Annotated in this window: 19 protein-coding genes and 2 pseudogenes; 14 read left to right on the plus strand and 7 right to left on the minus strand. The window is 70.5% G+C overall.

Going from position 1 to position 17,681, the window contains the following annotated elements; all coding sequences use genetic code 11:
* Positions 1-7: 7 nt before the first annotated feature.
* Together H4W81_RS07865 and glgC are read right to left on the minus strand one after the other, a co-directional pair.
* Entirely contained in the window at positions 8-1,306 is a 1,299-nt protein-coding gene (locus H4W81_RS07865) for a lipopolysaccharide biosynthesis protein (protein ID WP_192774176.1), read from the minus strand.
* Between the two features lie 177 nt (positions 1,307-1,483).
* A complete protein-coding gene (gene glgC / locus H4W81_RS07870; RefSeq protein WP_192774177.1) occupies positions 1,484-2,719 on the minus strand; it encodes a glucose-1-phosphate adenylyltransferase in 1,236 nt (411 codons plus the stop codon).
* A 56-nt stretch (positions 2,720-2,775) separates the two neighbouring features.
* Here glgC and glgA point away from each other — a divergent pair, with 56 nt between their 5' ends.
* From glgA to pgeF, 3 genes are all read left to right on the plus strand, one after another.
* Positions 2,776-3,948, plus strand: a complete 1,173-nt coding sequence (gene glgA, locus H4W81_RS07875) for a glycogen synthase (RefSeq protein ID WP_192774178.1) — start codon at positions 2,776-2,778, stop codon at positions 3,946-3,948.
* A 68-nt stretch (positions 3,949-4,016) separates the two neighbouring features.
* The gene (locus H4W81_RS07880; RefSeq protein ID WP_192774179.1) at positions 4,017-4,331 is read left to right on the plus strand and encodes a CU044_2847 family protein; all 315 of its coding nucleotides are present in this window, start codon (positions 4,017-4,019) and stop codon (positions 4,329-4,331) included.
* Positions 4,332-4,382: 51 nt separating this feature from the next.
* Positions 4,383-5,090 (plus strand): peptidoglycan editing factor PgeF, encoded by a 708-nt coding sequence (gene pgeF / locus H4W81_RS07885; protein ID WP_192774180.1) that lies wholly within the window; start codon positions 4,383-4,385, stop codon positions 5,088-5,090.
* Between the two features lie 102 nt (positions 5,091-5,192).
* On the opposite strand, the gene H4W81_RS07890 is transcribed toward pgeF, so the two are convergent.
* Complete coding sequence (locus H4W81_RS07890; protein WP_192774181.1) at positions 5,193-5,513, minus strand: hypothetical protein; 321 nt, start codon at positions 5,511-5,513, stop codon at positions 5,193-5,195.
* Between the two features lie 45 nt (positions 5,514-5,558).
* Between H4W81_RS07890 and H4W81_RS07895 the strand changes: the two genes are divergently transcribed.
* Together H4W81_RS07895 and H4W81_RS07900 are read left to right on the plus strand one after the other, a co-directional pair.
* A complete protein-coding gene (locus tag H4W81_RS07895; RefSeq protein ID WP_192774182.1) occupies positions 5,559-7,052 on the plus strand; it encodes an Nramp family divalent metal transporter in 1,494 nt (497 codons plus the stop codon).
* A 1-nt stretch (position 7,053) separates the two neighbouring features.
* Entirely contained in the window at positions 7,054-7,635 is a 582-nt protein-coding gene (locus H4W81_RS07900) for a GNAT family N-acetyltransferase (RefSeq protein WP_192774183.1), read from the plus strand.
* Here H4W81_RS07900 and H4W81_RS07905 read toward each other — a convergent pair.
* Positions 7,628-8,032, minus strand: a complete 405-nt coding sequence (locus H4W81_RS07905; protein ID WP_192774184.1) for a nitroreductase family deazaflavin-dependent oxidoreductase — start codon at positions 8,030-8,032, stop codon at positions 7,628-7,630. The two genes, H4W81_RS07900 and H4W81_RS07905, sit on opposite strands and share 8 nt — an antisense overlap.
* 194 nt (positions 8,033-8,226) lie before the next feature.
* On the opposite strand from H4W81_RS07905, the gene H4W81_RS07910 reads away from it, so the two are divergent.
* The gene (locus H4W81_RS07910; protein ID WP_192774185.1) at positions 8,227-9,417 is read left to right on the plus strand and encodes an MFS transporter; all 1,191 of its coding nucleotides are present in this window, start codon (positions 8,227-8,229) and stop codon (positions 9,415-9,417) included.
* Between the two features lie 191 nt (positions 9,418-9,608).
* On the opposite strand, the gene H4W81_RS07915 is transcribed toward H4W81_RS07910, so the two are convergent.
* The gene (locus H4W81_RS07915; protein ID WP_192774186.1) at positions 9,609-10,058 is read right to left on the minus strand and encodes a hypothetical protein; all 450 of its coding nucleotides are present in this window, start codon (positions 10,056-10,058) and stop codon (positions 9,609-9,611) included.
* Between the two features lie 75 nt (positions 10,059-10,133).
* On the opposite strand from H4W81_RS07915, the gene H4W81_RS07920 reads away from it, so the two are divergent.
* Entirely contained in the window at positions 10,134-10,460 is a 327-nt protein-coding gene (locus H4W81_RS07920; protein WP_192774187.1) for a hypothetical protein, read from the plus strand.
* Positions 10,461-10,543: 83 nt separating this feature from the next.
* Here H4W81_RS07920 and H4W81_RS07925 read toward each other — a convergent pair whose 3' ends face one another.
* Positions 10,544-10,966 (minus strand): DUF6223 family protein, encoded by a 423-nt coding sequence (locus H4W81_RS07925; RefSeq protein WP_192774188.1) that lies wholly within the window; start codon positions 10,964-10,966, stop codon positions 10,544-10,546.
* Between the two features lie 218 nt (positions 10,967-11,184).
* On the opposite strand from H4W81_RS07925, the gene H4W81_RS07930 reads away from it, so the two are divergent.
* The 4 genes and pseudogenes from H4W81_RS07930 (at position 11,185) to H4W81_RS07945 (ending at position 13,965) form a co-directional block, all read left to right on the plus strand.
* Positions 11,185-12,312, plus strand: coding sequence for a sensor histidine kinase (locus H4W81_RS07930; protein WP_192774189.1), 1,128 nt, complete (start codon positions 11,185-11,187; stop codon positions 12,310-12,312).
* Entirely contained in the window at positions 12,309-12,971 is a 663-nt protein-coding gene (locus H4W81_RS07935) for a response regulator (RefSeq protein WP_192774190.1), read from the plus strand. Before H4W81_RS07930 ends, H4W81_RS07935 begins: the two co-directional genes overlap by 4 nt.
* A 273-nt stretch (positions 12,972-13,244) precedes the next feature.
* A pseudogene (locus H4W81_RS07940) lies at positions 13,245-13,514 on the plus strand (VOC family protein); the annotation flags it as partial.
* 196 nt (positions 13,515-13,710) lie between these two features.
* Entirely contained in the window at positions 13,711-13,965 is a 255-nt protein-coding gene (locus tag H4W81_RS07945; protein ID WP_192781460.1) for a hypothetical protein, read from the plus strand.
* Positions 13,966-14,056: 91 nt separating this feature from the next.
* Here H4W81_RS07945 and H4W81_RS07950 read toward each other — a convergent pair whose 3' ends face one another.
* Positions 14,057-15,367 carry an alpha/beta fold hydrolase gene (locus H4W81_RS07950; RefSeq protein WP_192774191.1) on the minus strand — a complete coding sequence of 437 codons (1,311 nt, stop codon included), beginning with the start codon at positions 15,365-15,367 and terminating at the stop codon, positions 14,057-14,059.
* A 415-nt stretch (positions 15,368-15,782) separates the two neighbouring features.
* Here H4W81_RS07950 and H4W81_RS49930 point away from each other — a divergent pair.
* From H4W81_RS49930 to H4W81_RS07965, 3 genes and pseudogenes are all read left to right on the plus strand, one after another.
* A pseudogene (locus H4W81_RS49930) lies at positions 15,783-16,178 on the plus strand (sensor domain-containing protein); the annotation flags it as partial.
* Positions 16,179-16,212: 34 nt separating this feature from the next.
* Positions 16,213-16,953, plus strand: a complete 741-nt coding sequence (locus H4W81_RS07960) for a sensor histidine kinase (protein WP_318781596.1) — start codon at positions 16,213-16,215, stop codon at positions 16,951-16,953.
* 11 nt (positions 16,954-16,964) lie between these two features.
* Positions 16,965-17,609, plus strand: coding sequence for a response regulator (locus H4W81_RS07965; protein WP_192774194.1), 645 nt, complete (start codon positions 16,965-16,967; stop codon positions 17,607-17,609).
* Positions 17,610-17,681 lie beyond the last annotated feature (72 nt).

The following is a 17,681-nucleotide window of genomic DNA, read 5'->3' on the forward strand; positions in this document are numbered from 1 at the left end:
CACCCTGCTAGGGAACTACGGCGACCTTTCGTAGATGTGGCACGACGGCGAGGGCCACGACGGCGTTGGCCGCCAGGACCGCGTAGCCGACGCCGGTGATCCCCGCGATCGGGAAGAGCACCGCGATGAGGCCCAGCATGATGACGGCGAGCCCGATCTGCACGACCGCCAGCCGCCGGGCCTGGCTCAGCGCCCTCAGCGTGCTGAGGTGGATCTCGATCAGCATGCCGGGCAGGACCGACAGCGCCATCAGCCGCAGCAGCGGCGAGGTCGCCTCGGCCAACTCCGCGCTGAAGACCGTCAGGATCAGCGGCGCCGCCAGTGTCGCGACCGCCACGATCGGCACGATGATCAGCACCGTGCGGCGCAGCGCGGTGCGCACGCTGCGCGCCAGCTCGGACGCGCGGAAGGCGCCCTCCACGGTGAGCGAGACCGCCATGTTGGCCGCCAGCAGCCCGATCATGCAGCCCAGCGTGTGGGTGACGGAGAAGTAGCCGAAGGTGGTGGCGTCGTTGAGCCAGGCCGCCACCAGCACGGGCACGAGGTAGAGGGTCAGCAGTAACGACAGCGCGCCGGGGAAGTCGCCGGCCAGGAAGCGGCCGATCTCCCGCAGCCGCGGCGGGGCACCCTCGTTCTCCGCCACGTGCCGGGGGATGGCGTGCCGGAAGATGAACCAGTTGATCGGGATCAGCGCCATCGCGGTCGGGATGATCCACGACAGGAAGATGCCGCCGAACAGCCCGCCCTCGGGCAGCGCGAACGCCAGACCGGCCAGCAGCGCCATCTTCACCAGCCCGAAGGCCAGGCTGTTGGCCGGGACCCAGACCGCCTTGCGCAGCCCCGCCAGCGTCACGTCCTGCAGCGTGAAGATCGTCCAGACCAGCACGGAGGCCAGGAAGAACAGGCCGGGGCCGAACCCGCCGAGCTCGGCGTAGGCGGGACCCCACAGCGGCAGCGTCAGCAGGAACCCCAGCGCCGCCACCACGCCCGTCGCTCCCGCCACGGTGTAACCGCGCAGCACGAACTCGGAGGTGCGCCGGCCCGCGACCGGGATGAACCGCGCCATCGCGCCCACGAACGCCAGCCCCGTGAGAGAGGAGAACAGGCGCATCGCGCTGATCATCGTCTGGCCCTCGCCGAACGCGGCGGGGGAGTAGAGCCTGGTGGCCAGGAACCAGTAGCCGAGGCCGAGCACGGCGGTGATCGCCGTGTTGATCATCAGCGCGTAGGCCTGGAGGAACAGCGGGTTGCGCAGGTCTCTGCGCAGGCGATCGGCCAGGGTGGGGGGCGCGCCGGCGGTGGGCATGGTCTCATCGTCGCCCGGACCGCTTGCGGATCCCTTACCGAAGACTGTCACGCCCACCTCCCACCGCTCATCATGTCCGAAGATCGGCGGTAGGTCGCGGATCGTAAGTCAGTCGTTATCCAGCGTGAACCGGCGTCGCGGCGCGGGCTCGGGTGCTCCCCGCGCCGCGGTCTCGCGCTACCGATCCACGATCTCGTTCTTGCCGATCACCACGACGCCGCCCTTGGTGACGGCGAAGCGGGTGCGGTCGTAGTCGAGGTCGAAGCCGATGCGGGCGCCGTCGGGGATGACGACGTTCTTGTCCACGATGGCCTTGCGGACGATGGCGCCCCTGCCGATCTTCACGTTGTCCATCAGCACGGAGTCCTCGACCAGGGAGTGGGAGTGCAGGACCACGCGGGGCGACAGGATCGAGCGCCTGGCGGTGCCGCCCGAGATGATGACACCGGGGGAGACCAGCGAGTCGATCGCGTGGCCCACCCTGTCGCCCTCGTCGTGCACGAACTTGGCCGGCGGCAGCGGGTCGTGCCCCGTGTAGATCGGCCAGCGGTCGTTGTACAGGTTGAAGACCGGGTGCGCGGAGATCAGGTCCATGTGCGCCTCGTAGTAGGCGTCGAGGGTACCGACGTCGCGCCAGTAGCCGCGGTCGCGCTCGGTCGAGCCCGGCACGAGGTTGTTGGCGAAGTCGTAGACCTCGGCCACGCCCGACTTGACCAGCATCGGAATGATGTTCCCGCCGAGATCGTGCTTGCTGGTCGGGTCGAGCGCGTCCTCCCGCACGGCGTCGATCATCGCCTGCGTCCTGAAGACGTAGTTGCCCATCGAGGCGTAGACCTCGTCGGGGGAGTCGGGCAGGCCGACCGCGTCCTTCGGCTTCTCCCTGAACGCCACGATCCTGCGGCCCTCGGGGTCGGTCTCGATCACGCCGAACTGGTCGGCGAGCGACAGCGGCTGCCTGATCGCGGCCACCGTCACCTCCGCGCCCGAGTCGACGTGCTGGTTCACCATCTGCCGGGGATCCATCCGGTAGATGTGGTCGGCGCCGAAGACGATGACGTGCTCCGGCATCTCGTCGTAGATGAGGTTGAGGTTCTGGAAGAGCGCGTCGGCCGAGCCGGAGAACCACCGGGGGCCCAGGCGCTGCTGCGCGGGCACGGGGGTCACGTAGTTGCCCAGCATCGCCGACAGCCGCCAGGTGCGCGACACGTGCCGGTCGAGACTGTGGTTCTTGTACTGCGTCAGCACCACGATCTTCAGGTAGTGTCCGTTGGCGAGATTCGACAGCACGAAGTCGATCAGCCGGTACATCCCGCCGAACGGCACGGCCGGTTTGGCGCGGTCCGCCGTGAGCGGCATCAGTCTCTTTCCTTCTCCACCGGCGAGCACGACTGCGAGGACCCTGGGCGACGTCATGGCGTGACGCTACCCCGAAACGGGCTGTCAACGCAGGGGTGCGTTAGGGTCGCGGTGTGCGCGTCGATCTGCTGAGTCGTGAATATCCGCCCGAGGTGTACGGCGGCGCCGGAGTGCACGTGGAATACCTCGCCAGAGAGCTGAGACGCCTGGCCGACGTGCGGGTGCGCTGCTTCGGCGCGGCCAGGGACGAGCCGGGCGTGTCCGCCTACCGGGTGCCGGGCGGCCTCGAGACCGCCAACGCCGCGCTGCAGGTGCTCGGCATCGACCTGGAGATGGCCGCCGCCTGTGAGGGCGCCGACCTGGTCCACAGCCACACGTGGTACGCCAACTTCGCCGGGCACGTCGCCAAGATGCTGTACGGCACGCCGCACGTCGTCACCACCCACAGCCTCGAGCCGCTGCGCCCGTGGAAGGCCGAGCAGCTGGGCGGCGGCTACACGCTGTCGTCCTGGGCCGAGCGCACCGCCCTGGCCGCGGCCGACGCGATCGTCGCGGTGTCGGAGGGCATGCGACGCGACGTGCTCGCCGCCTACCCCGAGATCGCGCCCGACCGGGTCAGCGTCATCCACAACGGCATCGACACCGTCGAGTACGCCCCCGACCACGGGCTCGAGGTGCTGAAGAAGCACGGCATCGACCCGGGCCGGCCGTACGTCGTCTTCGTCGGGCGGATCACCAGGCAGAAGGGCCTCGTGCACCTGCTCAGGGCGGTCCGCTCCATCGATCAGGGGGCGCAGCTCGTGCTGTGCGCCGGCGCGCCCGACACGCCCGAGATCGCGGTCGAGGTGCGCGGGCTGGTCGAGGGGCTGGAGCGCGACGGGGTGTTCTGGATCTCCGAGATGCTGCCCAAGCCCGAGGTCATCCAGCTGCTCACGCACGCGACGGTGTTCGTCTGCCCCTCGGTGTACGAGCCGATGGGAATCGTCAACCTGGAGGCGATGGCCTGCGAGACCGCCGTCGTCGCCACCGCGACGGGCGGCATCCCCGAGGTGGTGGCCGACGGCGAGACGGGCCTGCTGGTGCCCATCGAGCAGGGGCGCGACGGCACGCCGCACCAGCCTGAGAGGTTCGAGGCCGACCTCGCCGAGCGGGTCAACGCGCTGCTCGGCGACCCCGCCAGAGCCAGGGCGCTGGGCCAGGCCGGCAGGGCGCGCGCCGTCGAGCACTTCTCGTGGGAGCGCATCGCCACGCGCACCATGGAGCTCTACGCCACGCTCGGCGGCTGACTGGACATCACGATCATCCGGGTATGTGATCGTAGCGGCAGACCGTCTCCCCACCCCCAGGAGTAGCCGTGACCGAGATCATGCGAATGCCCCTGGACGGCGGCGGCGCCCTCTACGTCGAGGTGCCCGACCGCAGCGCGGGAACGCGCAAGGTCTCCCGCACCGGCGAGGTGATCGAGGCCTCCGTCGAGTCGCTGCAGGTGGCCCTGCGTCCCGTCAGAGAGGCGGCCACGGCGGCGCTCGACGCCTTCCGCGAGTCGTCGCCCGACGAGGTCGAGCTCGAGTTCTCGGTCAAGCTCAACGCCGAGGCCGGCGCGGTGATCGCGAAGACCTGTGTCGAGGGGCACATCCAGGTGCGGCTGTCCTGGCGGAGCGGCGCGTAGCCGGCCCGCGTTACGCTTCACACGCCGAGCCGACGACCGGAGGGGAAGCCCGTGCTGCTGGCCGAAGGCGTGCACGCCGTCATCACCGACAGGAGCGGGGGAGGCAGCGCTCCGCCGTACGACAGCAGGAACCTGGGCGGCGCGGTGGGCGACGCCCCCGGCAGCGTGGCGGCCAACCGCCGCGACACCGCGGTGGAGCTGGGGCTCGACCCCGGCAAGGTGGTCTTCATGCGCCAGGTCCACAGCGCGGACGTCGCCCGCGTGACCGAGCCGTTCGGCGACGACCCGCCCGAGCTCGACGCGATCTTCACCGACCGGCCGGGGCTCGGGCTGGCGGTGCTGGTGGCCGACTGCGTGCCCGTGGTCGTCGCCGATCCGGTCGCCGGGCTGGTCGGCGTGGCGCACTCGGGGCGCGAGGGCACGTTCAAGGGCGTGGTGCCCGCCCTGGTGGCGGCGATGGCGGAGGAGGGCGCGCGGACGGAGCGGATGGTGGCGCTGGTGGGCCCGTCGGCCTGCGGCGCCTGCTACGAGGTCTCGGCCGAGCTGCGCGACGCGGCGCCGTCCGAGATGCGCTCGACGACGCGCCAGGGCACCCCGGCGCTCGACGTCCGCGCGGGCGTGTCCGCGCAGCTGGCGGCGGCGGGCCTGCGGCGGGTACGGCACGACGCCCGCTGCACGATCGAGTCGCCCGAGCTGTTCTCCTACCGCCGCGAGCGGGTCACGGGACGTTTCGCCGCCTACGCCTGGCTGGCCGGCTGACCCGCCTCACCGGAACCGGCTGCAGTGGCGCACCACATGAGAGTGCGGTGGGTCGCGGTCGAACACGTGAGTGATAACCAAGCTCGCAGGTTTGATCGTTACTCACCGCCGGGAGGGCGGAGTCTGCGTCACCCAAAACGGGATCGCAGGCTGGGGCGTGGAAACCCGCACTGTGGGGCCGGAAGGTGAACCGCCAAGCAACAGCGTCGCGACCGTGCGCGTAGCCGCACGGTTGGGACGGCTGGAATCCCCCGTATTCGTCCGTGGGGAGCGCTTCAAGTAGTGCAGGATCACGTTGTGCACCGCTATGACCTGCTCGCCGGGGAGCAACCCGCTCTGGATCTGCTGAAGTTGCTCTTGACGGTCGAAAGCGATGTCCATATTTGAGAAATGGGGCTTGCCGACCACTTTGTTGCAGATCACGCTGGAACGAAGGGGGGTGTGAAACAGCACACCAGGAGGCGCAGCATGACTGACGTCACGCGGTCCCGACCACTCGGAGTCAGCCGCCCCGAGCTCGTCGTCACCGATCTGCCGCAGCCCGAGGAGGTCTTCGGCGTCCAGCGCATCGGCCCGAAGGAACTGTTCAAGTACGCCGTCGGCCCCAGCCTCATCGCGCTCGGCATCTCGGTCGGCAGCGGTGAGTGGCTGCTGGGCCCCCAGGCCGTCGGGCAGTACGGCTTCGTGGGCGTCGGCTGGATCATCACGATCTCCGCGCTGCTGCAGACCTTCTACAACGTCGAGTGCTCGCGCTACGTCGTGGCCACGGGCGAGGTGCCGGTCGTGGGCTGGGGCAGGGTGCCGCCCGGCTTCAAGTTCTGGGTGCCGATCTCGGTCTTCGTGGTGATCTTCGCCTTCATCGCGGGCGGGTGGGCCGCCTCGGCCGGGCAGGGCGTCTACGCGCTCGTCCACGGCACGCCGCCTCCCCGGGGAGCCGAGGAGCCCAGGCTGTGGGCCATCGCCCTGCTCGTGCTCGTCTTCGTCATCACCGCGCTCGCGCGCCGCATCAGCAGGGTGCTGGAGCTGGCCAACTGGGTGATGGTCGGGGCCATCCTGGTCACACTGCTGGTCATCGACCTGTTCGTGGTGCCCTTCGAGCAGTGGTGGGAGGCCATCAGGGGCTTCGTCACCCCCGCCGCCCCACCGGCAGGGATCACCGCCACGCAGCTGGGCGGCCTGGCCGGATTCACCGCGCTGGCCTCGGGCCTGAACTGGTACGTCATGGGCCACTACCGCGACAAGGGCTACGGCATGGGCTACCGCACCGGCTTCATCTCCGGCATGCGCGGCACTCGCCACGAGCTGCTGGCCAGTGGCGTCACCTTCCCCGACGACGCGAAGAACGCCGCCCTCTGGAAGCGGTGGTACCGCCTGCTGCTCGTCGACATGTGGGGCGTCTTCTTCGTCGGCGCCCTGCTCGGCATGCTGCTGCCGACCATGCTGATGGCCCGCGCCGTCGAGATGTCGGGGCAGCGGCCGACCATCGCCAACGTGCCCACCTTCGTCGCGAGCGTGCTCAACACGGAGTACGGCCGGCCGATGTTCATCCTGGTGCTGATCATCGGCGTGCTGATCCTCTTCTCCACGCAGCTCGGCATCTTCGAGGCGATGGTCCGCGTCACCACCGACGCCGCCCACGCCACCAGCCCCCGCCTGCGCGCGCTCGTGGAGGGCGACCCGCGGCGCTTCTACTACCCGTTCATGCTCGGACTGCTGGTGATCATCGGCATCGTGCTGCACCTGGCGGTCCCCGTCGAGCTGGTGCAGTGGTCGGCGAACATGTCCAACCTCGGCGCGCTGATCTACCCGTTCCTGCTCATGTACCTCAACAGCAGGCTCCCGAAGGCCGCCAGGCCCCGCTGGTGGCACTACGTGATCCTGGTGCTGAACTTCCTGTTCTTCGGCTTCTTCTTCGTCAACTTCATCGCCGACTTCGTCGGAGAGCCGCTGGTAACGTTCTGAGATGATCATTCGCCCGGCCGACAAGAAGAAGGACGCCACCCGCGTCGGCGACGTCCTCAGCCGCGCCTTCCACGACGACCCCGTCGTCCGCTGGCTGCTGCCCTCCGGCAGGGGCATGCACAGGATGTTCGTGACGCTCACCCGCCACGTCCACGCCCTCGGCGACCTGGCGATCGACGGCGATCGGGTCGTCGGCGCCGCGCTGTGGGACCCACCGGGCATTCGCCAGCCGCCGCTCGACGCGCTGCGTTCGGCGCCCGGGTTCCTCGCGGCCATGGGACGCCGCGTCTCCTACGGCCAGCTCCTGCAGACGCAGTTCCACCGGCGGCGGCCCGAGCGGCCGCACTGGTACCTGGCGGAGATCGGCACCGACCCCGCGGCGCAGGGCCGCGGGGTGGGTGGCGCTCTGCTCGGCGCCAGGCTCGGCCACTGCGACGGCGAGGGTCTGGCGGCCTACCTGGAAAGCAGCAAGGAGACCAACATCCCCTTCTACGAGAAGCACGGTTTCCGGGTCACCGGGGAGATCCGCCTGCCGAAGGACGGCCCCATGGTCTGGACCATGCTGAGGGAGCCGGTCAGCTGAGTCGCTCCAGGACGACCACGGGGATCTCGCGGTCGGTCTTGGTCTGGTAGGTGTCGTAGTCGGGCCAGACCCTGATCATCATCTTCCACATCTCCGGCTTCTCCTCGGGCAGGGCGGTGTGCGCCCTGGCCCGGAACTTCTGGTCCTTGACCTGCACCTCGACCTCGGGATTGGCCTGCAGGTTGAGGTACCACTCGGGGTGGCGGGGATCGCCGCCCTTGGAGGCGACGACCAGATACGAGTCGCCGTGCCGCTGGTAGATCAGCGGGGTGGTGTACTTCTTACCCGACTTGCGGCCGGTCGTGGTCAGGAGCAGCGTCGTGGTGCCGTTCCAGTCGTGACCCTCGGCGCCGTCGGTCTCCTGATAGCGCTGCACGTGTTCTTTACCGAAGAGCATGTGGTGCCCCTACCCGGTATCAGGTCAGCGCAGAGTCAGCTTTGTGGATGGTCCTGGCCTGGCGGGTTTAGACTCCACGCATGACCTGGCGACATTGATCCACCACCAGAGGTCGACGAGGGGCGCGCGAGCGCGGACCCCCGGGCGGTCGCGTCCAGCCCGACGTCCGCTCCTCCCCTCGTCAGGAAGACCTCATGCCACTGAAGCTGTACGCCTACGCGTTCCTGGGCGACTTCATCCTGCTCTACCCGGTCTACACGCTGCTGTTCTCCGACAGCGGGCTGACCGTTCCCGAGATCACCTCGCTGCTCGTCATCTGGGCGGTGACCGGCCTGCTGCTGGAGGTGCCCTCCGGCGCGCTGGCCGACGCGCTGTCCCGCAAGGCGCTGCTCGTCGCGGCCCCGCTGCTCGGCGCCGCGGGCTTCGCGCTGTGGACGGCGGTGCCCGCCTACTGGGCGTTCGCGGCCGGGTTCGTGCTGTGGGGCGCCCGCGAGGCGCTGGAGTCGGGCGCGCTCGAGGCGCTCGTCTACGACCACCTCGACCACGACGGCGCCGCCGAGGAGTACGCCAAGGTCATGGGCCGGGCCCGGGCCATCGGCCTGGTCGCCGTCGCACTCTCGATGGCCGTGGCGAGCCCCGTCTTCGCCTGGGGCGGCTACGCCGTGGCCGGCGTCGCCAGCGTGCTGGCCTGCCTGGCCTGCGCGGCCGTCGCCCTCACCTTCACCGAGCGGCGCGCCGCCGCACCCGACGACGATTCCGCCGGCTACCTCGACACCCTGCGGGCCGGGCTGGCCGAGGCGCGGACCTCGCCTAAGGTGCGGCACGCGCTGCTGCTGGTCCCGGCCGTCACCGCGATCTGGGGCGAGCTCGAGGAGTACGTCCCGCTGCTGGCCAGGGAGGGCGGCGCGACGACGCAGGCCGTCCCCCTGCTGGTGCTGCTGGTCTGGGTGGGGGCCACCTCCGGTGGCCTGCTCGCGAAGTACGGCGGTCGCCTGCGGGCCCGCGGCTTCGCCGCCATCCTCGCCGTGGGCGGCCTCGCCCTCGGCCTGGGCGCGATCACCGGGCACCCCGCGGGGTTCGCCGGCATCGCGCTGGCCTTCGCGATGTTCCAGCTCGGCGGGGTGCTGGCCGACGCCAGGCTGCAGGAGCGCATCACCGGCCCGAGCCGCGCGACCGTGACCTCGCTGGCGGGACTGGCCACCGACGTGTGCACCATCGTGGCCCTCGTCATGTACGGCGCGGCGTCGCTCGTGCTGCCGCACAGCGTGCTGTTCGCCCTGTTCAGCGTGCCATACCTGGTGATCGCCCTGGTGATGTCGAAATCCGCGCGTCCGCTCCGGCCACGTGGGGGAAGTACACCAGACCATGAGGGATTGATTACATGACGGTTCCACGCATCGGCTTCAGCCTTCCGACGTTCGGCGCCGACCCGGGCCCCGACGCCATCGTGACCGTGGCCACCGCCGTCGAACGCCTCGGCTTCGACAGCGTGTCGGCCAGCGAGCGGCTCCTGTTGCCATGGAGGCCCTGGCCGCCACACTCTGACCGCGCTGCCTTCAGCGTCCGTCCGGGGTGGTCAGGTGTAGGGCTTGGTGACGGCCACCAGTTCGGGGAGGGCGTCGGACGTCTCGACGAACAGGGCGGGGGAGGGCGTGCGCTCCCGCACGTCCTTCACCCTGATCGCCATCACCGCCGGAGTCGCCGCGCCCACGTCGCCGTAGCGGGCGTCGACCGCGGCGCTGATCGCCCTGCGGGCGTCGGCCACCACCTCCCTGGCGACGTGCTCGGACCCCGAGGCGGCCAGATAGCCGATCAGCGCCGCGAACCGCAGGTCGCCGCCCTTCGCCTCGGCCGAGCCCGGTCTGTCGAGCCAGAACACCTTGCCCGCCAGGAACGCCGCGTAGCTCGACCCTTCACGCTCGAGGGTCCGCGTGGCGCCGGTGACCAGCTCACCGAACTCGGCCAGATCCGCCTCGGGCGGCAGGTCGGTGGTGACCAGAAGCGGCACGATCAACGAGTCGAGCATCTGTGAACATCCCTCCGTGAGGTCGCTCATGCTAGACGGCGCCACCGACAATTCGCGGCCTGATGCCACCGTGTCGTGACCGACTGCCGCGCAAGCCTGGCGGCGGACGCCCTGCTGCCCCACCTGCTTGAGGGACGCCACACCGGACCCGTCTTCCTCACCGGCCGCCGCGCCCGCGTCGAGCTACCCCCGGGTGCCCTCGACCCGGGCAGCGGCCGGGCCCAGCTGTCCTACCGGCGGGCCGCCGAGCTGTTCGAGACCCCACCGCCGACCTACCCGGCGGCCCGTGGACTCTGCACCAGCTGCGCCACAGCGCGCTCGCTGGCCCGCTGTGCTCGCGTCTCGCAAGAGGCGCTGGCGCGTCGGCAGCAGGCGCGCGCCCTGGCCGCTCGGCGCCGGTGAGCGTGCGATTTCGAGTAGGGCATGCATGCAGCCCCGGTAGCCGCGTCAGTTCTGTGGCCACACCCGACCAGCCCGCATCTGGGTCAGCCGGTGCGGCGGGCGCGGGTCAGCGCCAGCCCGCCGAGGGCCATGGCGATCAGCCCTACCACGAGGGCCAGGAAGCCCCCGACTATTCCGTAGCCGGTGCCGGGACCACCCTCGGCGGCGGCGACAATCAGCCCGCCGATGACCGCGCCGGCCAGCCCCGCCACCAGCGCCATCATGGCCCCGCTTCGCCCGGTGCCAGTGCCGATACGACTGGCGGGGCGGGCCAGAGCCAGCCCGCCGATGACTGCGCCGGCCAGCCCCAGCAGCGCGGCCACCAAGGACCAGAGACGCCCCGCGGTCAAGGTGTAAGCACTGGCGGGGTCCGGCTGGGCCAAGACGTGCGCGGCCGCCGGTGCGGCAAGCCCGAAACCACCGATCAGGGCGGCCCCGGCCACGACAAGCAACAATCGAACTGGCATGAGGTGCTCCCTCTCCTTCTACGACTGGACGTCGCCTGATCATGTCCGCCGGACCGCCTGCCGGTCGTCCAGCGGACGCAGGCAATGTGCGCTGACGCCGATGCCGTAGCCGGCTACTGCGGACGCCGCAGGAGCCGCGAAAGTACCGCGTGTGCGGTAGCCGGCTGATCATCCGCGCGCAGGAGTCGCCCGCGCAGACATCCGGCTAAAGTGCGCGCATGCGTACAGGACGGTCCGGTGTCCGGGCCTGGGTCACAGACTGGGTGATCGCCATCTGCGTGGCGGCGGCGCTGCTGGTCACCGGGCTGTCCGGGCCGCACTCCGCCACGGACCTCGCCCTGTTCGGCTACGCATTGCTGGGGGCCGGCGGCCTGGCGCTGGTCGCGCGCCGCCGGGCTCCGGTTCCCGTCCTGACTGTCACCGGACTGTGCGCGGTGGGTTATCACGCGGCCGGTTTCGATGTGCCTGCCGTCGCCTACCTGTTCGCGGTGTACGCCGCCGTACGGGCGGGACACCGCACGATCACGGTGGTGGCGAGCGTGACCATGCTGGCCGCTCTCCCCCTCGCGGCCCTGGCCTCGGGCCTGCACGACACGGGCGAGGCGTTCGCGCAGGCCCGAGGCGCGCTCGAGCTGGCCTGGCTGGTCGCGGCCGGTGCCGCGGGTGAAGCGGTACGGCAGGCCGAGCGGCGGGCGGAGGAAGCCGAGCGCACCCGGGAGGAGATCGCGCGGCGCCGCGCCGACGAGGAGCGGCTGCACATCGCGCGGGAGCTGCACGATTCGCTCACCCACCAGATCTCGATCATCAAGGTGCAGGCCGAAGTCGCCGTCCACGTGGCCCGCAGGCGTGGTGAAAAGGTGCCGGAGTCCCTGCTGGCGATCCAGGAGGCCGGACGTGAGGCCACCCGGGAGCTGCGCGCGACCCTGCAGGCGCTGCGCGATGACGACACGACCCCGCCGCGTGGGCTCGACCACGTCCCGGAGCTGGTGGAACGGGCCCGCAGCATCGGCTTGGACGCGACACTGACGATCGAAGGGCAACGAGATGACGTGCCGGCCGCAGTGAGCCGGACCGTCTACCGGATCGTTCAGGAGTCGCTCACCAACATCGCCCGGCATGCCGCCGCCGCTACCGCGTCGGTCCGGATCGACTGCCGTCCGGACGCCCTCGCGATACGCATCGATGACGACGGCAAGGCCACACCGGACACCGCCCCGGTGCCCGGCGTCGGGCTGCTCGGGATGCGCGAACGAGTCACCGCCCTGGGCGGTTGCCTGCGCGCGGAGCCGCGCAGCGAAGGAGGCTTCACCGTCGAGGCTGAACTGCCTGTGGGCCAGACGTCATGATCCGTGTCCTGCTGGTCGACGACCAGCCCCTCATCCGCAGCGGATTCCGCGCGCTCCTCGACCTGGAAGACGACATCGAGGTGGTGGCCGAGGCCGGCGACGGGATGGAGGGCCTGGCCCTGGCCAAGGAACATCTGCCCGACATCGCTCTCATCGACATCCAGATGCCGGTCGTCGATGGCATCGAGGCGACCCGGCGCATCGCCGCTGACCCCACCCTGGCCAGAGTGCACGTCGTCATCCTGACCAACTACGGCTTTGACGAATACGTCTTCAACGCGCTGCGCGCCGGCGCGGCCGGATTCCTCGTCAAAGACATCGTGCCCGAAGACCTCCTTCACGCCGTGCGCGTCGCCGCGCGCGGCGACGCGCTGCTCGCCCCGTCGATCACCCGCAAGCTCATCAACAGGTACATCACCCAGCCGCTCAACACCAGCGCCGCCACGGGGCTGAAGGAACTGACCAACCGCGAACGCGAGGCCGTCGCCCTGGTCGCGCAGGGCCTGTCCAACGACCAGATCGCCGACCGCATGGTGATCAGCCCGATGACCGCGAAGACCCACATCAACCGGGCCATGGTCAAGCTCCACGCCCGCGACCGCGCTCAGCTCGTCGTCCTCGCCTACGAATCCGGCCTGGTAGCCCCGGGCAGCTCCTGACATCTCCTCCCTGTCACCGAAATACGTCCGCGGCACCTGGACACCGTGGCCGGCCGCCGGTTCGACTACGTGATCAGCCTGTGCGACAAAGGTCCGCGAGGTCTGCCCCGACTTCGGCGGCCATCCCCGGCGCCTGCACTGGAGCATCCCCGACCCGGCCACGGCCGACCGCGCTGAGGGGGCCGGCTACCCCACCTTCGCCCGCACCGTGGCAGAGATCGACACCCGCGTCCATTACCTGCTGCCTGTCCTCACGCCACAGGAGGTCCCGTCATGACCGCGCCCGATCAGCTTGCCAGCGTCCGCTACCTCGTCGACGACGTGGCCGCCGCCGTCGACTTCTACACCACCCACCTCGGCTTCACCGTGGGCACCAACGCCGCGCCCGCTTTCGCCGACGTGGTACACGGACCGCTGCGGCTGCTGCTGTCCGGACCGGCCAGCTCCGGCGCCCGCGCCACCCCTCAGGGCACCACCGCCGGACGCAACCGCATCCACCTCATCGTCGACGACCTCGACGCCGAGATCGACCGGCTCCGCAGCGCCGGAGTGTCGTCCTTCTCCAGCGACGTGGTCACCGGCCCCGGCGGACGCCAGATCCCGAGCACTCGATCACCTCGATCGCCAAACTGCTCGGCGTCAGCGTCGGCACCCTGTACAACCACATCCCCGAACTGCAGCAGCTGCGCGCCAGCCGCGTCGCAGGCACTCGCGAGCTCACCACCTCGGGGACGACCTCATGATCGCCTGGCTGGGGCCGGAGGACTTCCCCGACCACCGTCGCGCCACCCTCCTGCACAGGCTTGCCTGGCAGACCGAAACCGACGATCCTGCGGCCCTTGCGGCGCTGGTGGTCGAGCGCGCCGCTCAACCGTGCCGGGTGCCCACGTGGCCCGTCGTTGTCACCTGGTCGGTCGCGGTGCTCGGCGACGACGGCCGCTATCACCTGCTCATGGGCGAGCAGTATCGAGCAGTCGCGCACGACAGGCCATGAAGGAGGCAACCTTGTCGATATGCATGTCCGCCATCTTGCCCCAGCCCCGACCTGCGGACTTGTACATATCAGCCACCTGGGGTGGCCCTGTTCACTCAACGGGGCAGACGGTGCCTGGTCCAGGCAGCCTCAGCGTGGTGAGGTACCTGGTGGCGTGCTCGATGGGGCACTTCTTGCCCGACAGGTACATCACATGCCCGGGGCCGTCGTAGCCGACGGTGACCGAGCCGGGGATCACCGCGGTGAAGCTCTCGGTCCACGCGTAGTCGCCCCAGGTGCTGCCCATCCCCAGGAACGGCGGCAGGCCGCGAACCGGCAGCGGGCGCGACGGGTTGGCCACCCGCAGCGGCCACCCTGTGCAGCCCAGCGCGTCGAACGTGGCTCCTCCGAAGTTCGGCGAGATCTTCCTCGCCTGCCGACGGGCCTCCCGGAACTGGGCGTATCCGGTGTAGCCGCGTTCGTCCCCGCACGTCATCGCGAGCACCCCCGGCATGGTCCAGACCCGCGCGTTGCCGAGAGCGAAGTCGGCGAAGCCGGAGCCGTCCCCACGCCTGGCCTTGTCCACCGCGTCGGCGAAGGCCAGCCACCGGGAGTTCCCCTGCCCGGGGTCCCCGACGAAGCCGAAGCTCCTCAGGTGCCATCCGGTCAGCTTCCCCTTCCCGAACTCCGAGGACCTGACCGGGATCGGCCCGCGATCGGCGTCTCGGACGAGCTCGCGCCAGACCGCTCCAGCGTCCTCGCCGTGCAGCGCGCAGGCGGGGGTGTCCGCGCACCAGCCGGTGAATCTGCTGAACACCTGCTCCATGCGACGCAAGGCCAGCAGTCCCTGCTTGGGCCAGCCCGTGGTCTGGTTGATCACGCCATCGAGGTACATGGCCCGGATGCGCTGCGGGAACAGCCGGGCATAGGCGGCCGCGGGCACCCCGCCGTAGGAGTTGGCCATGAAGCTCAGCCGCTCCTCGCCCAGAGCCTTGCGGACCGCCTCCATGTCCCTGGCCACCGACAGGGAGTCCATGTGGGCGAACAACCCGCTCTTGTCCTCGTTCGCGCACGCCTTGAAGGCCTTGGCCATCGTCGTGGCCAGCGCTTCGTACTGCCTGCGGTTCCTGGGCTCGTGCAGTGAGACCCCTGGCCGCCTGCATACCTGGGGCAGCTGATCCCTCCACACGGCGTTGCGGGGGTTGTAGGCGACGAGGTCGAACCGTCGGCCCAGCTCGGTGAGGTCGCCCGCCGCATGCTTCAAGTCCTCGATGCCCTTGGCGCCGGGGCCGCCGGGGACACCGAGCACGCTGCCGATCCTGCGCGTCGGCTCGGTGGCGGGCAGCCGGGCCAGATCCAGCTTGATCCGCCGTCCTGCTGGTTCGGCCCAGTCCACGGGCACCTCGATGGCGGCGCATTCCATGCCCGCGGGCAGGTTGTGGCCTGTGCACGCCTGCCATCTCGGCCGGCCGTTCCCTGACGCCTCCCCCTGAGCGGCGGAGGCAGCTGATGGCGTCATCCCTGCCAGCGCCGCCATGGTTACACCAACGACCAGCCATCCGGTCCTGCAGGGCATGAGCGACTCCTCCGTCTCGATGGCGATCCCTTCGCCGTGTCCTAGCCACGCTCGCGAAACCGATCGGCCGATACCACCGGGACGCCCGCCGTACCTGTTTCGGGATGTCCCCCAGGGGCTCACCGGCTGGTCTCCCCGGCCTGGGGTCGACCAAGCTGTACGCGTGGACAGGCGAGCGTTAGGCGGCTTCGAGCCATGGCGGGTGCTGATCACCGCTCCTGTGCGGGTACGCGCGGGGCGCGAGCTGGCGTACGCGCTGCTGATGCCGCTGATGGCAGGTCTCGGCCTCGTCTACCTGATCGTCGTGCTGCTGAGCGTCATCGCGACGGCCAACATCGTCGGGGTGCCGTTGCTCGCGCTGTGCGTGGTGGGGGCGAGGGGGCTGGGCGCAGCCAACCGCGGGCTGGCGCGCGCGCTGGCAGGGGCACAGGTGCCGGCTCCCGCTCCTTTCCGCTCCCGGCCGGGACCGCTCAACCGGCTCGCGGCGGCACTGGGTGACGTTGTGGGATGGCGCGCCGTCATCCACTGCCTGGTCCGGCTGCCGACGGCGGTCCTCGCCTTCGGAGTCGCCGCGGGGCTGTGGGGGTACGGCCTGCTCCTGCTCAGCTGCCCGCTGTGGTGGCGGACCGCTGCTCTTCCCGCCATCGCCCCCCACCACCTGGCCGGATGCGCTGCTCCTGAGCGCGGCGGGAGTGGCGCTGCTACTCCTCGCCCCCTGGGGCGTTCGCCTGGCGCTGGTTCCCGAGCGGTGGCTTGCGAGGACACTGCTCGGGCCTGCCCCTGGCGCCGCTCGGATCCGCACGCTGGAGCAGACCCGCGCGCTGGCGGTGGACGACGCCGCCGCCGCGCTCCGCCGGATCGAGCGCGACCTGCACGACGGGACGGCGGCGCGCCTGGTGGCGCTGGCGATGCGCCTGGGCATGGCGCAGGAGGAGCTGGCGGAAGCGGACCACCCTGAGCGGCTTCAACGCGCTCGCAGCCTCGTCGACGGCGCGCATCGCGAGGCCAAGGAGACGCTGGCCGAGCTGCGCGTCCTGACCCGCGGCATCCACCCGCCTGCCCTGGACAAGGGGCTCGAGATCGCCCTGGCCACACTCGCCGCGCGCAGCCCGATCCCCGTGGCCCTCGAAGCCGACCTGCCCGAGCGGCCGTCACCCGCCGTCGAGAGCATCGCCTTCTTCTGCACGGCCGAACTGCTGGCCAACGTGGCCAAGCACAGCGGCGCCCGGCGGGCCGCGGTCGAGTTACGGACACGAGTCGGCCTGCTCGCCCTGCTCGTCCGCGACGACGGCACGGGCGGCGCGATGATGGACGCCGGATCCGGTCTGCGTGGCCTCGCCGACCGGGTACGGATGGTGGACGGCAGGCTCGACATCCGCAGCCCGGCCGGAGGACCTACGACGGTCACCGTCGAGCTGCCCCTGCACATCTGAACGGAAGCCGCATGCGCATCGTGATCGCCGAGGACGCCGTGGTGCTCAGAGACGGCCTCTGCCTGCTGCTCGCCTCTCGGGGTCACGAGGTGGTCGCCGCCGTGGGCGACGGCGAGGCGCTGAGGGCCTGCGTGCACGAGCACCGTCCCGACATCGCGGTGGTCGACGTGCGCATGCCGCCCTCCCACACCGACGAAGGACTGCGCGCCGCCATCCAGATCCGCAGGGACCATCCTGACCTGGGTGTGATGGTGTTCTCCCAGTACATCGAGACGCGCTACGCCGCGCAGCTGCTCGCGGGCGGCGCCCGCGGGGTGGGTTATCTGCTGAAGGAGCGCGTGGCCGATGTCAGGGACTTCCTCGCCGCCCTCGACAGGATCGCGGCGGGGGAGACCGTCCTCGACCCGGAGGTCGTCACCCAGCTCATGGGCGCCAGCAGGCGCGGCGACGCCCTGGGCGCGCTCACCGCCAGGGAACGCGAGGTATTGGCCCTGATGGCGGAGGGCCGCTCCAACAGTGCCATCGCCGATGCGTTGTTCCTCACCTATGGCTCGGTGGAGAAGCACGTCACGCAGATCTTCAACAAACTCGGCCTGCCTCCCTCGGACGGCGACCACCGCAGGGTGCTCGCCGTCCTGCACTACCTGCAGGCCTGACCGCGCCACGCCCGCACCCGCCTGTCGTAGCGTGGGCGGCGGCGGGAAGCCGGCCTGGACCAAGGACGCGGA

It is taken from the genome of Nonomuraea africana (genome assembly GCF_014873535.1).
GTDB lineage: Bacteria > Actinomycetota > Actinomycetes > Streptosporangiales > Streptosporangiaceae > Nonomuraea > Nonomuraea africana.